This is a genomic window from Stutzerimonas stutzeri, from assembly GCF_019090095.1.
Lineage (GTDB): Bacteria > Pseudomonadota > Gammaproteobacteria > Pseudomonadales > Pseudomonadaceae > Stutzerimonas > Stutzerimonas stutzeri_AN.
In genome coordinates this window covers 72,249-85,384 of record NZ_JAGQFP010000004.1, presented here as the reverse complement: position 1 = coordinate 85,384, position 13,136 = coordinate 72,249, and the positions used below count along the sequence as shown (strand labels likewise).

Sequence of the window (13,136 nt, the reverse complement as noted above, 5' to 3'; positions counted from 1 at the left end):
TTTGGGATGGGCGCTTCAGGCCGGGACGGCGCAGGCGGCTGCGCGCGCTGTCCGGTATGGCCCGAAGCGGGTGGCTGGCAGCGGTTCAGAACACCGAGGCGAAATCACCCAGTTCGACCTGGATCGATTTGGTGCGGGTGTAATGGGTCAGGGTCATCAGGCCGTTCTCGCGGCCCACGCCGGATTGCTTGTAGCCGCCGACCGGCATTTCGGCGGGCGATTCGCCCCAGGTATTGATCCAGCAGATGCCCGCTTCCAGGCTGTGAATCACGCGGTGGGCGCGGGCCAGGTCGTTGGTCACCAGGCCGGCGGCGAGGCCGTAGTCGGTGTCGTTGGCGCGGCGGATCACCTCTGCCTCGTCGTCGAAGACCAGGATGCTCATCACCGGGCCGAAGATTTCCTCGCGCACGATGCGCATGTCGTCACGGCAGTCGCTGAACACCGTCGGCGCGACATAGGCGCCCTCGGCGTACGCGCCCTCGGTGACCCGCGCCCCACCGCAGAGCAGGCGCGCGCCTTCGGCTCGACCCGACTCGATGTAGTCGAGCACGCTGTCCATGTGCGCGTAGCCCACCAGCGGGCCGAAGTTGGTCTGCTCGTTCAGCGGGTCGCCCAGACGGATGCGCTTGACCCGCTCGAGCACCTTGGCTTCGAACCGTGCCTGCAGCGAGCGGTGGATGAACACGCGGGTGCCGTTGGTGCAGACCTGGCCGGAACTGAAGAAGTTGGCCATGACCGCGATGTCCGCGGCACGGTTGAGGTTGGCGTCCTCGAAGATGATCAGCGGCGACTTGCCGCCCAGCTCCATGGTCACGTCCTTGAGCGAGGAGCTGGAGGCGCTGGCCATGACCTTCTTGCCGGTGCTGGTGCCGCCGGTGAAAGAAATCTTCTCGATGCCCGGATGCTCGGTGAGCCAGGTGCCGACTTCCCGGCCGCTGCCGGTGAGCACGTTGAACACCCCGTTCGGCAGGCCTGCCTCGGTATAGATCTCGGCCAGCTTCAGCGCGCTCAGCGAAGTCATCTCGCTGGGCTTGAAGATCATGGCGTTGCCCGCCGCCAGGGCCGGTGCGGATTTCCACAGGGCGATCTGGATCGGGTAGTTCCAGGCACCGATGCCCGCCACCACGCCCAGCGGCTCGCGGCGGGTATAGACGAAGCTGGTCTCGCGCAGCGGGATCTGCTCGCCTTCGATGGCGGGGATCAGGCCGGCGTAGTACTCGAGCACATCGGCTCCGGTGACGATGTCCACGGCGCGGGTTTCGGCCAAGGGCTTGCCGGTGTCGAGGGTTTCCAGCTCGGCCAGTTCGCCGTTGCGCTCGCGCAGGATATCCACCGCCCGACGCAGGATGCGCGAGCGCTGCATGGCCGTCATGGCGGCCCAGATTTTCTGCCCGGCGGCGGCGCTGGCCACGGCCGCGTCGACGTCTTCGCGCGAGGCGCGCTGCAGTTCGGCAAGGACTTCGCCGTTCGCCGGATTGACGGTTTCGAAGGTATCGCCGCTGGTCGCGTCGACGTAGCGGCCGTCGATGTAGAGTTTCTGTTGCTCGAAACGGGGCATGGTCATCCTCGTGCGGTGCGTATGGGTGAAAGGGTCAGTGAACCTGCTGGGCGAGCAGCTGATCCAGGTAGTCGTAGGCCAGTTGCAGCGCCTGCTCGATATCGAATTCATTGCTGGCCAGTGCGCCGCGCAGCCACAGGCCGTCGATCAGCGCCGACATGCCGCGCGCGGCGGAGCGAGCCTGTTCCTTCGGCAGGACGCGGCGGAATTCACAGCAAAGATTGGAGTACAGGCGGTGGTCGTTGATCCGCTGCAGCCGGTGCAGGGACGGCTGGTGCATGCTGAAGGCCCAGAACGCCAGCCAGGTTTTCATCGCGGGTCCGTTGACCTGACTGTCGTCGAAGTTGCCTTCGATGATGGCCTTCAGGTGCGCGCGCGGGCTGTCGTCGGTCAGCGCCTCGCGGCGTATGCGCACGGCCTGATTCAATGCCTTCATCAGGTGCCGCATCGTGGCCTCGAGCAGGCCGTTCTTGTCCTGGAAGTAATGGGCGATGATGCCGTTCGAGACGCCCGCCAGGCGGGCAATCATGGAGATGCTGGCATCGCTCATGCCGACCTGGTCCACGGCCGCCAGGGTGGCGTGGATCAGCTGTTTGCGCCGGATAGGCTGCATTCCAACCTTGGGCATGGGAGGCTCCGAAAGAAGTGAATGCTGCACACCCTAAATTTTATTGATTGAACGATCAATCAATAAAAAAGTGCTTGTCGGGAATGGATAAGATCTGGTCGTGAGCCCGTCGGGGCCAGGTACGTGCGCGCTGAAACGGCGCCGATCCTTGCCGATGCCGGGGCGCGCGGCACCCCGTCAACGGCCGCCGGGCACTGCCGCGGCAATGTTCTGACTGTGCGGGCGGGCGCCCGCACAGTGGTGAGGTTTACAGAATGTCCAATGGGTACTCGGTGATCACGCGGACTTCGTCGATGTCGCCGGCGAAGCCGCGCGCGGTGGCGTAACGCACCCGCAGGGAAAGGTCTTTGAGGTCGCCTTCCTGCACCACGTACTTGGCTTCGAGGTCGCGTTCCCACTCCTTGCCCTTGCCGGCATCTCCTGCGTAGTAGGCGTAGGCGCCGCCGGCGTCGACGCTGGCGCCGTCGATATCGCCCTTGATGTAACGGGCCATCAGTTTCAGACCCGGCACGCCGTAGGCCTCCATGTTCAGGTCGTAGCGGGCTTGCACGGACTTCTCGCCGGGCGCGTTGAAGTCCGACCACTGCGACGAGTTCGCCAGGTAGATGGAGTCGCCGGCGTTGGTGCCGTCCATGCTGATGTAGTCCATCGGCGCGTTGCCGTTCACCTGCTGGTGGGCGAGGGTGAAGGTGTGGGCGCCGATTGTGTAGCCGGCCGCCAGCGACCAGGCGGTGGTATTGATGTCGCCAGCCAGCGCGGAGCCTTCGTCACGGGTGTCGTAGACGTTGAAGTCGAAGGCCAGTGCCTGCTCCTCCGACAGCGGCAGTGCATAGTTCAGGTTGCCGTAGTACTGAGTCCAGACATCCTCGTACTTGGACCCGTAGAGGGTGGCGCTGAGGCCGTCGGCGAGCTGGTAGGTGCCGCCCAGGTAGCTCACGGTTTCCGAATCGATGGCGCCGCCATAGACCAGGGTGATTTCGCCGTCGTGGTTGAGCGAGCGGTTGCGGTCGCGAATCGAGGTGAAGTAGCCCGCATCGACGGTCAGCTGATCGATCTCGTTGGAGGTCAGCTGGAAGCCGGTGGCGGTGCTGGCGAAGATGCGCCCGGTTCCCGGGGAGAAAACCGGTGCGGTGGGCGTCAGGTCGCCGTACTTCAGCGTCGTGTTGGAGACGCGCACCTTGACCGCGCCACCGGCGAAACCGAAGTTGTCGGCGGCACGGCCGTCGCTGTCGACGGGCAGCAGGCCGGTGCCGCTGGTGCCGCGGCCGCTGTCGAGCTTGACCGCACCACCGGCATGCAGGTCGACGCCGAAGCCGACGGTGCCCTGGGTGAAGCCGGATTGATAGGCGAGCAGCAGGCCGTGCGCCCATTCTTCGCGGCGGCTCTGGGCTGCGCCTGGCGCGTGGTTGTCGCGGGCGAAGTAGTAGTTTTTGTTCAGCAGCGTCAGGTTACCGCCTTCGACGAAACCGGTGGCTTCCGACTGTTCGCTGGCGACGGCCAGCTGGCTGACTGCGGCGGTGACGGCCACCGCGAGGGTGCTCCATTTGATTGCGTGCATGCACACGACTCCATTGCTACGAGCGGCGCCCGTTGAGGGCGCCGGTCGGGGTTGATGATCAGGGGAGAGGGGGATTGCGTGGTGCGGTTATTCGAGCCAGCCGGCGACGCGGTCCGGGTGGTTCTTCACCCAGTCACGTGCGGCATCGTCAGGCTTGGCGCCGTCGCGGATCGCCAGCATGACTTCGCCGACTTCTTCGGCGCCCCAACTGAATTTCTTCAGGAACGCCTCGGCTTCGGGTGCCTTGCTGGCCAGTGCCGGGTTGGCGACCGTGTCGACGTGCTCGTCGTCACCGAACACCTTCTTCGGATCTTCCAGGAAGCGCAGCTTCCACTTGGCGAACATCCAGTGCGGGATCCAGCCGGTGACGACAATCGGCTTCTGCGCTTTTTCGGCGCGGGTCAGCGCGGTGGTCATTGCCGGTCCCGAGCTGGGCATCAGGCGGACGTCCAGGTTGTATTGCTTGATGGCGTCTTCGGTCCGGCGCATGACGCCGGCGCCGGCATCGATGCCGGTGATCTTGCCGTCGAACGCCTTGCTGTACTGGTTCAGGTCCTCGATGCTCTTGGCCTCGACGTAATCCGGCACGATCAAGCCGATCTTCGCGCCTTCGTAGTTGGTGCCGAGCACCACGACCTTGTCCTTGAGCTTGGCGAAGTATTCACCGTGGGTGGCGGGCAGCCAGGCGGAGAGCGTGGCATCGAGGTCGCCGCGCGCGACGCCCTGCCACATGATGGCCGGTTCGACCGGTTGCAGTTTGACTGGGTAGCCCAGTTTGCTTTCGAGGATTTCGCCGGCTACGTACGTGGCCGCGACGCTGTCGTCCCAGCCGTTGACGTAGCCGATCTTCAGCTCGGGCTTGTCCGCCGCCATGCTGCTAGCCATGCCGAGGGCCATGCTGGCGGCGCCGAGGCCACAAAGAAGGTGCTTGAACAGATTCATGCGTGTGAGCTCCATGTAGGAAATGGCAGTGATGCCAGCCGTGGTCCCGTTCTGCGGGGACTGCGGTTTGTCGCAGGGCTCCCGCCGTTGGGCGAAATCCCGTGCACGGTTCGGCGCGCTGGTTCTGCTTGCGCACCGGCGAGATAAAGTGAGTGTGATGTCGGGGTTGCAGGGCCGGCGCGTCTCGGCACGTGGCCGAGGCGGCCTGCTGGTTATCTACATCTGGGCCTGCCCCGTGCGACGGCGGTCAGAGGCCGACGAACTTCTTGACCGCAGCGACGCCGTCCTGGCCGTCTTGCGTGGTCACGCCTGCCAGCCATTTGTCGAGGACGTCCGGGTGCGCCTTGATCCACTGCTTGGCGACAGTCTGCGGGTCGTCCCGATCCTGCGCCATCTGCATCAGCTCGCTTTCCATGGCGACGCTGAACTGCAGGTTCTGCAGCAGCTTCCCGACGTTCGAGCAACGCTCCAGGTAGTCCGGCGGCACCACGGTGAAGACCTTGGCGGCACCGAAATCCGGCCCGAACACATCGTCACCCCCGGCCAGGTAGGTCAGGTCGTACTGGGTGTTCATCGGGTGCGGTGCCCAGCCGAGAAAGACCACCGGCTCCTTCTTCCGAATGGCCCGTTGCACCTGGACCAGCATGCCGGCCTCGCTGGACTCGACCATGCGGAAACCGCCGAGGCCGAACTGGTCGTTCTTGATCATCTTCTCGATCAGCAGGTTGCCGTCATTGCCTGGCTCGATCGCATAGATCCGGCCGCCCAGCTGATCCTTGAACTTGGCGATGTCCTGAAAACTCTTCAGTCCCGCTTCGGCCGCGTAGGTCGGTACCGCCAGGGTGTACTTGGCGCCCTCGAGGTTGGGTGACTCGAGCACCTTGACCCCATTGTCCTTGGTGAAGGGTTCGATCACCGGGTCCATCGACGGCGACCAGTAGCCGAGAAAGGCATCGATCTGCTTGTTTTTCACGCCAGTGAAGGCGATCGGTACCGAGGCCATCACCTTGCTCGGGTCATAGCCCAGGCCTTCGGTCAGGACCATCGCAACACCCGTGGTCGCGGCGATGTCGGCCCAACCGATCTCGGCGAAACGTACCTTCTGGCAACTTGCGGGTTCCTGCGCCCAGGCGTTTTGCAGCAGTGCGCAGGCAAGCAGGCCGATACCCGTTATCGTCTTGAACGTGGTCATTCTGATTTCCTTCTTCCGAATGGGATCGTTGCGGTTACTGGCCCTGCGGCCTGAGCTTGGTCGTCACCCAGGTGTACCAGGTGGCTTTCTGCGTGGCGCGTTTGGCGGTGCCGAAGCTCTCGGTGATGCGGTCGAGGATGATCGCCAGCAGCACCACGGCCATGCCGCTTTCGAAGCCGAGGCCGATGTCCAGCCGCTGGATACTGGCCAGCACGTCGTTGCCCAGGCCGCCGGCACCGACCATCGAGGCGATGATCACCATCGACAGCGCCATCATGATGGTCTGGTTGACCCCCGCCATGATCGACGGCATGGCGTTGGGCAGCTGGACCTTGAACAGCAGCTGACGCCCGTTGCAGCCGAACGATTGCCCGGCCTCGACGATCTCCTTGTTGACCTGGCGGATGCCGAGGTTGGTCAGGCGTACCGCCGGCGGCATGGCGAAGATCACCGTGGCGATGATGCCGGGGACGCGGCCGAGGCCGAACAGCATCGCCGCCGGGATCAGGTAGACGAACGCCGGCATGGTCTGCATGAAGTCCAGGATCGGGCGGGTGATCAACGCCACGCGCTCGCTGCGTGCCGACCAGATACCCAGCGGAACGCCCAGCAGCAGACTGATCAGCGTGGCGGAGAAGGTCAGGCCCAGGGTAACGACCGTCTGCTCCCAGAAACCGGTGAGCACGATGAGAATGAAGGACACGGCGGTGAAGGCGGCGAACCGGGCGCCAATGCGCCACAAGCCGAGGCCGACGAAGATGGCGATGAGCAGCCAGGCCGGCGGCAGCATCAGCAGCGCTTCGACGCCCTCGGAGAATCCGCTGACCAGGCTGCCGAGGCTGTCGAAGGCGCCGCTGTAATTTTCCAGCAGGTGCTGGACGACGTCGTTGACCCAGCTCCCCAGATCGAGATCTTTGCTCATGATCAATCCTCCTGCAGGCGCGTCAGAAGGCGGCCTTTACTGATGGCGCCCGCATAGAACCCCTGGCTGTCCACCACGGGCATCGGTCCCTCGTTGTCCACCAGCCGCTCGATGACCTGATCGAGTGGCTGGTCTTCGGTGAGGGGCTCGATCTGTTTCAACACATTCGCTTCGAGCGGGCAGGTCTTGCCGTTTTCCACCAGCAGGGCGATGCGCTCCAGGCTGATCGACCCGCGGAATTTCCGCTGCTCGTCGATGACGAAGGCGTAGTGCTTGTCCATCGCCTGCAATTCCTGGCAGACCTGCAGCGCGTCCGGCGCCTTGCCGTTGTGCACGTAGAGCGGAACGCTGTCGGACTTGAGCTGGCCGGCGGTGAGGTAGCGGCTGGTGTTGACGGTTTCGAAGAAGTTGCGCACGTAGCTGTTGGCGGGGTTGTCGATCAGCTCCTGCGGTGTGCCGACCTGCACCAGTTTGCCGCCTTCCATGATGCCGATGCGGTTGCCGATGCGCATGGCCTCCTCGATGTCGTGGGAGACGAAGATGATGGTGCGTCGATGCGTCTTCTGCAGTTCCAGCAGGACGTCCTGCATTTCGCGGCGCTTGAGCGGGTCGAGGGCGGAAAAGGCCTCGTCCATGATGATCATCGAGGGGTTCACGGCCAGGGCGCGAGCGAGGCCGACACGCTGTTGCATGCCGCCGGACAGTTCGTGTGGGAATTTTTGCGAGAAGGTGTCGAGCCCGACCTGCTTGAGCACCGCCATGGCGCGCTCCTCGCGCTCCTTGCGGCCGACGCCGGCGACTTCGAGGCCGAAGGCGGCGTTGTCGAGCACTGTGCGCGACGGCATCAGGGCGAACGACTGGAAGACCATGCTCATGTCGCGACGGCGCAGGTCGATGAGCTGTGACTGGGGCAGTTTCGCGACGTTCTGCCCGTCGATGAAGACGTTTCCGGCGCTGGGCTCGATCAGGCGATTGATCAGGCGGATCAGGGTGGATTTGCCGGAGCCGGACAGGCCCATCAGTACGAAGATCTCACCCTCTTCGACACTGAACGAAACATCACTCACGCCGATGACCGCGCCGCGCTCGGCGAGAATCTTGTCCTTGCTCCAGCCCTGCTTGAGCAAGGCGATGGCTTCTTGTTCCTGCGGGCCGAACACCTTGTACAGGTTCTCGACGACGATTTTTCCAGACTGCATGGGACTATTACCCTCGGTAGACATCCAGATCAGCTAAACGGAGGCCGCCAGCGTCTCGCAACGCTCGCCGGCTTATGCCAACGGTTATGGCTTGGGGTTGGCATGTTCTTGGCTGGAAGCGGTTTCGCGGTGGCTCGACGGGCCGCAGGCGTGCAAGCGAGAGCGATACCCGTCTCACACGTTTGCCGGCTCGGCATCGAGGCTGATCACCGTAGCGTCGTAACCGCTTCTATCCTTTGGCAGTGCTAGTAAGCTCATCGTGGTCGTCGCTCTCTTCGGAGCGGAACCGGTACCTGTTCTTGTTATTTGTACAGTCGTTTTGGGACGGCTGCAGCTAAGTCTCGCAAGGCTCCCAGTGGCCAGCGTCGTTGCCTGGCGGCTGAGGAAGATGGATTAACGATATCCCCCTGCGTCGGCAGCAATTGTCGAGTTACGACGCTGACATGCTGAACGGCGACATGGGGCCGTTAAAAAGCCATGACGGAAAAAAATTCATCATCTGCACGCTGTGCATTTTTGCTGTTCGGCCACGACCTGGCGTTTTTACTGAGCTGGCTAAGTAATATGGCGAGTGGCCATTAACCGCTTCATGAAAAAAATTCAACGGGTGTGCGGCGCGCCCTGAATGCAGGGTGGCGTTCAGGCGCGTGCCTGCATCTATTCGTCGCGTCCGGCCGGCCGCGCTGGCGTTGGCCGGAAAGAACACGAAGGCAGGTGATGGAAAGACGGCTGTGGCGAGGTTCTGTGAGCTGCTTTGGCCGCGCGCCAGTTACGGGTATCTGCCGGGTGCTGACTGAGCGTCTCGGCCTTGGCAGGCTCTATACCGGTACTGCCAGCTCGTCGGGCAATCTTTGGACGGGTCAAACGCCCTGAGCGCAGCCGTTTCGAGCGCTGGCGGTGGCCGCCGACTCATTGGTCATTTGTTGGGCAATCTGACGGATTTGGGCATGGCTACGTCGGTGCCAGACTTCTATGGCTCCGCAAAACCACCATGATGGCGCCTGTTTCCAGGGCATCCAGTGGAGTGTTCAGCGTGGCGATCAGCGTATTCGACCTTTTCAAAATCGGCATTGGGCCGTCCAGCTCGCATACGGTTGGCCCCATGCTCGCCGGGGTGCTATTCGTCGAGGCCTTGCGCGAGCGCAAGCTGCTCGAGCGGGTCTGGCGTGTCGAGGTGCGCCTGTATGGCTCACTGTCGGCCACCGGCGTCGGGCATGGCACCGACAACGCCGTGATCATGGGGCTGATGGGCGAGCGCCCGGACCTGATCGACCCTGAGCAGATCGCCCCGCGCATCGCGGCGCTTCGCGCCAGCGGACAGCTTCGACTCGACGGCCACTGGCCGGTCGAGTTCGATTGGACGCGGGACCTGCTGCTGCTCGAGGAGAGCCTGCCGTATCACCCCAACGCCGTCACCTTCATTGCCTATGGGCACTCGGAGGAGCTGTACCAAGATACCTATTACTCCGTCGGGGGTGGGTTCGTGGTTAATGCCGAGCAGGCCGCGGCCGGTCAGTTGGACCAGGATCACACGGAGCTGCCATACGACTTCTCCAACGCCGTCGAACTGCTGGAGCTGTGCAAGCGCCACGGTATGCGCGTCAGCGAGTTGATGATGGCCAATGAGAAGGCCTGGCGCAGCGAGGCGGAGATCCGTCAGGGGCTGCTGCGCCTGTGGGAGGCGATGAAGCTGTGCGTCGCAAACGGACTGCGCCACGAAGGCATATTGCCCGGTGGGCTGAAAGTCCGGCGGCGCGCCGCCAAACTGCATCAGAACCTGCTGGAGATGGGCAAGCCGAACGTCATCGGTTCGACCATGAGCGCCATGGAGTGGGTGAACCTGTTCGCCCTGGCGGTCAACGAGGAAAACGCAGCGGGCGGGCGCATGGTCACGGCGCCCACCAATGGCGCGGCGGGGATCATCCCGGCGGTGCTGCACTACTACATGAAATTCCACCCGGAAGCGTCAGACAACGACGTAGTCGACTACCTGCTCGCCGCCGCGTCGATCGGCATCCTGTGCAAGAAGAACGCCTCGATCTCGGGTGCCGAGGTGGGTTGCCAGGGCGAGGTCGGTTCCGCCTGTGCCATGGCTGCCGCCGGGCTCGCGGAGTTGCTCGGTGCTACCCCCGAACAGGTCGAAAACGCGGCGGAAATCGGGCTGGAGCATAACCTGGGTCTGACCTGTGACCCGGTAGGCGGCCTGGTGCAAGTGCCCTGCATCGAACGTAACGCCATTGCCGCCATGAAGGCGATCAACGCGGCGCAGATGGCGCTGCGTGGCGACGGCGAGCATTTCATCTCGCTGGATAGGGTCATCCGCACGATGCGCGATACCGGCGCCGATATGCACGACAAGTACAAGGAAACCTCTCGCGGTGGCCTGGCGGTCAGCGCGATCGAGTGCTGAGCCGAAGTCGTGCAGCAGGACCGTTACGGTGCTTGTCCGTGGTGCGTTTTCACCGAACGCAAGCGGTCCTGTTGGGTGTTCGTTACCCAGGCTGTTACCCAGCCTTGTTACCCTCGCGTGACAGTGCGTGGTTTACACCGATAGGCAGTGCTGACACTGCTACGAAACTGCCCACCGCAGGGTAACTCCCCGGCGTTCAAATGCTCGTTCCGCTGCTTGAAAGCCTTATGTTGCGGGCGTTTCAGTCTGTACGGAGGTTTTATTGAACGAGCATTCAAAATAGGCATGTTGTTTGCCTTGATATACGCATGAGCCGGCGCCCCCGAGCGTCGGATACACAAGAAAAAGAGCCTCGTCGAAGGCTCACGAGAAATGCCTAGCGTGAGGGTCCGCCTTTGTCACAGATCAATCCCGGGTCGCAGCCCCCAAATCGGCTCCCACAGACCATCGGCTTTCTGCTGTTGGATAATTTCACCCTGATCTCCCTGGCCTCCGCCGTGGAGCCACTGCGGATGGCCAATCAGCTGTCAGGCAAAGAGCTCTACCGCTGGTTCACCGTGACCCAGACGGGGCAGCCAGTGACCGCCAGCGACGGCTTGCAGATCACGCCGGATGCCGGCTTCGACAATGCGCCCAGCCTGGACAGCGTGATCGTTTGCGGTGGCGTGGACATTCAGCGCAGCGTCACCCGCGAACATCTGCACTGGTTGCAGGTTCAAGCCCGTCATGGGCGCCAGCTGGGTGCGGTATGCACTGGCAGCTGGGCGCTGGCCAAGGCCGGTCTGCTCGACGGCTATGACTGCAGCGTGCATTGGGAGTGCCTGGCCGCGATGCAGGAAGCCTTCCCGCGCACCTCCGTCACCCCCCGGTTGTTCTCCATCGATCGCAATCGCCACACGGCGTCCGGCGGTACTGCGCCCATGGACCTGATGCTGCAGCTGATCGGCGCCCGACACGGGCGTGAACTGGCCGCGGCCATCTCCGACATGTTCATGTACGAGCGCATCCGCAGCGAGCAGGATCTGCAGCGCGTGCCACTCAAGCACATGCTGGGCACCAACCAGCCGAAGCTGCTGGAAATCGTCGCCCTGATGGAGGCCAACCTCGAAGAGCTGATCGACCTCGACGAACTGGCCTGCTACGTCAACGTGTCCCGGCGCCAGCTCGAGCGGCTGTTCCAGAAATACCTGCATTGCTCGCCGTCGCGCTATTACCTCAAGTTGCGGTTGATCCGTGCGCGTCAGCTGCTCAAGCAGACGCCAATGTCGATCATCGAGGTGGCTTCGGTCTGCGGCTTCGTTTCGACTCCGCATTTCTCCAAGTGCTACCGCGAGTTCTTCGGTATCCCGCCGCGTGATGAGCGCTCGGGCCAGCAATCGGCGCAGGTGGTTGCGTTGATACCGCGTCCCGATGATGCCAGCAGGAATCCGGCCACCGTTGCGGCGTTGCAGCGTGCCCAGGGTGAGTCGACCTTTGCCAGCGTGCGCGTCTGACGTCGCTCACAGCCTGCTCGAAAAAGGTGGATGACGGTGTCATCCACCTTTTTTTTTTGCGCTTTGCGGCGTTTGCGACAGCCACTCGGGTTGCGTGGGTTCGACTGGGGGCACGCTGCCTGTGATCTCGCCGGGCGGTATCACAGGCAGCGGCGGGGTTTAGTTGGCGCGTACCAGGGCTGGAAGCAGGTTCCGGCTGATGGCCTCGCGCACGGCGGGCAGCAGGGTAGCGGAGCCACCGAGCAATTCCTCGACCAGGCGGCGTAGCGCCTGGGCGCGTTCCTGCGACAGGCCAACGACGGCGCGTTCACAGGCTTGTTCGGCGGTGGCGCCAATGGGGATCTCAAAGCCCAGTGCGACGAGGCGATCACGGAAATCGTCCTGGTCGATCAGATCGGCATGCATCATCGTGTTAGCTCCCTTTGGCTTCGATGAACGAGGCGGCGCTACGCTCAGCGCAGCACGCCTTCGTCCCGCAGTAGTTTGAAGATAGCCTCGGCGCCGGCTTGCGGCGAGACGTCTTGAAGCACTTGCCCACCGCCGCCAGAGGCCTTGGCGGTCGCCGCCTTCATCCGTTCGGCACCGGTCTTGGCCTTGATCACCTTGAGCCGCTTGGGACGTGGTCGCGCCGGCTGCAGTTGTGCTTCATCCAGCAGTACATCCTCGATGACGGCGACATCCTCGGCGCGCAGCTCGCCACGGCGGGCAGGGCCAAAGGCGCTTTGGCGTGCCGTCGGCGCCGCATTGTCCACACTGGCGACGAACGGCAGCCGAACCTTCAGCCGGCGACGCTGGCCGCGGGGCAGGGCTTGCAGTACCTGGGCCACGCCGTTCTCGACCTTCTCCACCTCGGCCAGCCCGACCACCAGGGGCCAGCCCAGGCGCTCGGCCAACAGGTAGGGCAGCAGCCCGGATCCCTCACCGGTTTCCGCCTGGCTGCCGGTCAGCACCAGATGGGCGCCGGCATCGTGCAGGTAGTTGTTCAGCAGCGGTAGCGCATCGCAGTGGCTGGGTTGCTCGAGCACCGTCATCTCGCTCAGGCCCATGCCCAGATAGCCGCGCAGGGCCTCTTCCTGCGGGTCGCCGGCGTGCAGCAGCTGCAAGCGGTCGCCCGCCAGGCGCAAGCCGAGCTCGACGGCGCGGGCATCCTGCTCGGCGCGACGGGGACGGCCCGAGGTCGGGTGGGCGCCGACCGAGACCAGGGCAATGATATTCAGGTCAGTCATGGCGCGAC

General features: G+C 63.7%; 11 protein-coding genes. 2 read left to right on the top strand and 9 right to left on the bottom strand.

Going from position 1 to position 13,136, the window contains the following annotated elements; all coding sequences use genetic code 11:
• Positions 1-85 precede the first annotated feature (85 nt).
• The 7 genes from betB to KVO92_RS21855 form a co-directional block, all read right to left on the bottom strand.
• Positions 86-1,558, bottom strand: coding sequence for a betaine-aldehyde dehydrogenase (gene betB, locus KVO92_RS21885; protein WP_217477700.1), 1,473 nt, complete (start codon positions 1,556-1,558; stop codon positions 86-88).
• A 34-nt stretch (positions 1,559-1,592) separates the two neighbouring features.
• Positions 1,593-2,186, bottom strand: a complete 594-nt coding sequence (gene betI / locus KVO92_RS21880) for a transcriptional regulator BetI (protein WP_217477699.1) — start codon at positions 2,184-2,186, stop codon at positions 1,593-1,595.
• A 247-nt stretch (positions 2,187-2,433) separates the two neighbouring features.
• Positions 2,434-3,744, bottom strand: a complete 1,311-nt coding sequence (locus KVO92_RS21875) for an OprD family porin (protein ID WP_217477698.1) — start codon at positions 3,742-3,744, stop codon at positions 2,434-2,436.
• Positions 3,745-3,831: 87 nt separating this feature from the next.
• Positions 3,832-4,686: a glycine betaine ABC transporter substrate-binding protein gene (locus KVO92_RS21870; RefSeq protein ID WP_217477697.1), complete on the bottom strand. Its 855-nt coding sequence runs from the start codon at positions 4,684-4,686 to the stop codon at positions 3,832-3,834.
• 247 nt (positions 4,687-4,933) lie between these two features.
• Positions 4,934-5,878 carry a choline ABC transporter substrate-binding protein gene (locus KVO92_RS21865; RefSeq protein WP_217477696.1) on the bottom strand — a complete coding sequence of 315 codons (945 nt, stop codon included), beginning with the start codon at positions 5,876-5,878 and terminating at the stop codon, positions 4,934-4,936.
• Positions 5,879-5,912: 34 nt separating this feature from the next.
• Complete coding sequence (locus KVO92_RS21860; RefSeq protein ID WP_254621632.1) at positions 5,913-6,800, bottom strand: ABC transporter permease; 888 nt, start codon at positions 6,798-6,800, stop codon at positions 5,913-5,915.
• Between the two features lie 2 nt (positions 6,801-6,802).
• Positions 6,803-7,999: a quaternary amine ABC transporter ATP-binding protein gene (locus tag KVO92_RS21855; protein WP_217477695.1), complete on the bottom strand. Its 1,197-nt coding sequence runs from the start codon at positions 7,997-7,999 to the stop codon at positions 6,803-6,805.
• 1,033 nt (positions 8,000-9,032) lie between these two features.
• Between KVO92_RS21855 and KVO92_RS21850 the strand changes: the two genes are divergently transcribed.
• Complete coding sequence (locus KVO92_RS21850) at positions 9,033-10,409, top strand: L-serine ammonia-lyase (RefSeq protein WP_217477694.1); 1,377 nt, start codon at positions 9,033-9,035, stop codon at positions 10,407-10,409.
• 395 nt (positions 10,410-10,804) lie between these two features.
• Complete coding sequence (locus tag KVO92_RS21845; protein ID WP_217477693.1) at positions 10,805-11,902, top strand: GlxA family transcriptional regulator; 1,098 nt, start codon at positions 10,805-10,807, stop codon at positions 11,900-11,902.
• A 159-nt stretch (positions 11,903-12,061) separates the two neighbouring features.
• Here the strand turns inward: KVO92_RS21845 and KVO92_RS21840 are convergent, their stop codons facing one another.
• Both KVO92_RS21840 and KVO92_RS21835 read right to left on the bottom strand, forming a co-directional pair.
• Positions 12,062-12,310, bottom strand: coding sequence for a hypothetical protein (locus KVO92_RS21840; RefSeq protein ID WP_217477692.1), 249 nt, complete (start codon positions 12,308-12,310; stop codon positions 12,062-12,064).
• Between the two features lie 44 nt (positions 12,311-12,354).
• Positions 12,355-13,128 carry an electron transfer flavoprotein subunit beta gene (locus KVO92_RS21835; RefSeq protein WP_217477691.1) on the bottom strand — a complete coding sequence of 258 codons (774 nt, stop codon included), beginning with the start codon at positions 13,126-13,128 and terminating at the stop codon, positions 12,355-12,357.
• Between the last annotated feature and the right edge of the window lie 8 nt (positions 13,129-13,136).

What these genes read in the sequence shown, in the direction of transcription:
- KVO92_RS21860 (WP_254621632.1), bottom strand. Translation starts at nt 6,800, where the DNA reads ATGAGCAAAGATCTCGATCTGGGGAGCTGGGTCAACGACGTCGTCCAG.
- KVO92_RS21855 (WP_217477695.1), bottom strand. Translation starts at nt 7,999, where the DNA reads ATGCAGTCTGGAAAAATCGTCGTCGAGAACCTGTACAAGGTGTTCGGC.
- KVO92_RS21865 (WP_217477696.1), bottom strand. Translation starts at nt 5,878, where the DNA reads ATGACCACGTTCAAGACGATAACGGGTATCGGCCTGCTTGCCTGCGCA.
- betB (WP_217477700.1), bottom strand. Translation starts at nt 1,558, where the DNA reads ATGCCCCGTTTCGAGCAACAGAAACTCTACATCGACGGCCGCTACGTC.
- KVO92_RS21870 (WP_217477697.1), bottom strand. Translation starts at nt 4,686, where the DNA reads ATGAATCTGTTCAAGCACCTTCTTTGTGGCCTCGGCGCCGCCAGCATG.
- KVO92_RS21835 (WP_217477691.1), bottom strand. Translation starts at nt 13,128, where the DNA reads ATGACTGACCTGAATATCATTGCCCTGGTCTCGGTCGGCGCCCACCCG.
- betI (WP_217477699.1), bottom strand. Translation starts at nt 2,186, where the DNA reads ATGCCCAAGGTTGGAATGCAGCCTATCCGGCGCAAACAGCTGATCCAC.
- KVO92_RS21875 (WP_217477698.1), bottom strand. Translation starts at nt 3,744, where the DNA reads ATGCACGCAATCAAATGGAGCACCCTCGCGGTGGCCGTCACCGCCGCA.
- KVO92_RS21840 (WP_217477692.1), bottom strand. Translation starts at nt 12,310, where the DNA reads ATGATGCATGCCGATCTGATCGACCAGGACGATTTCCGTGATCGCCTC.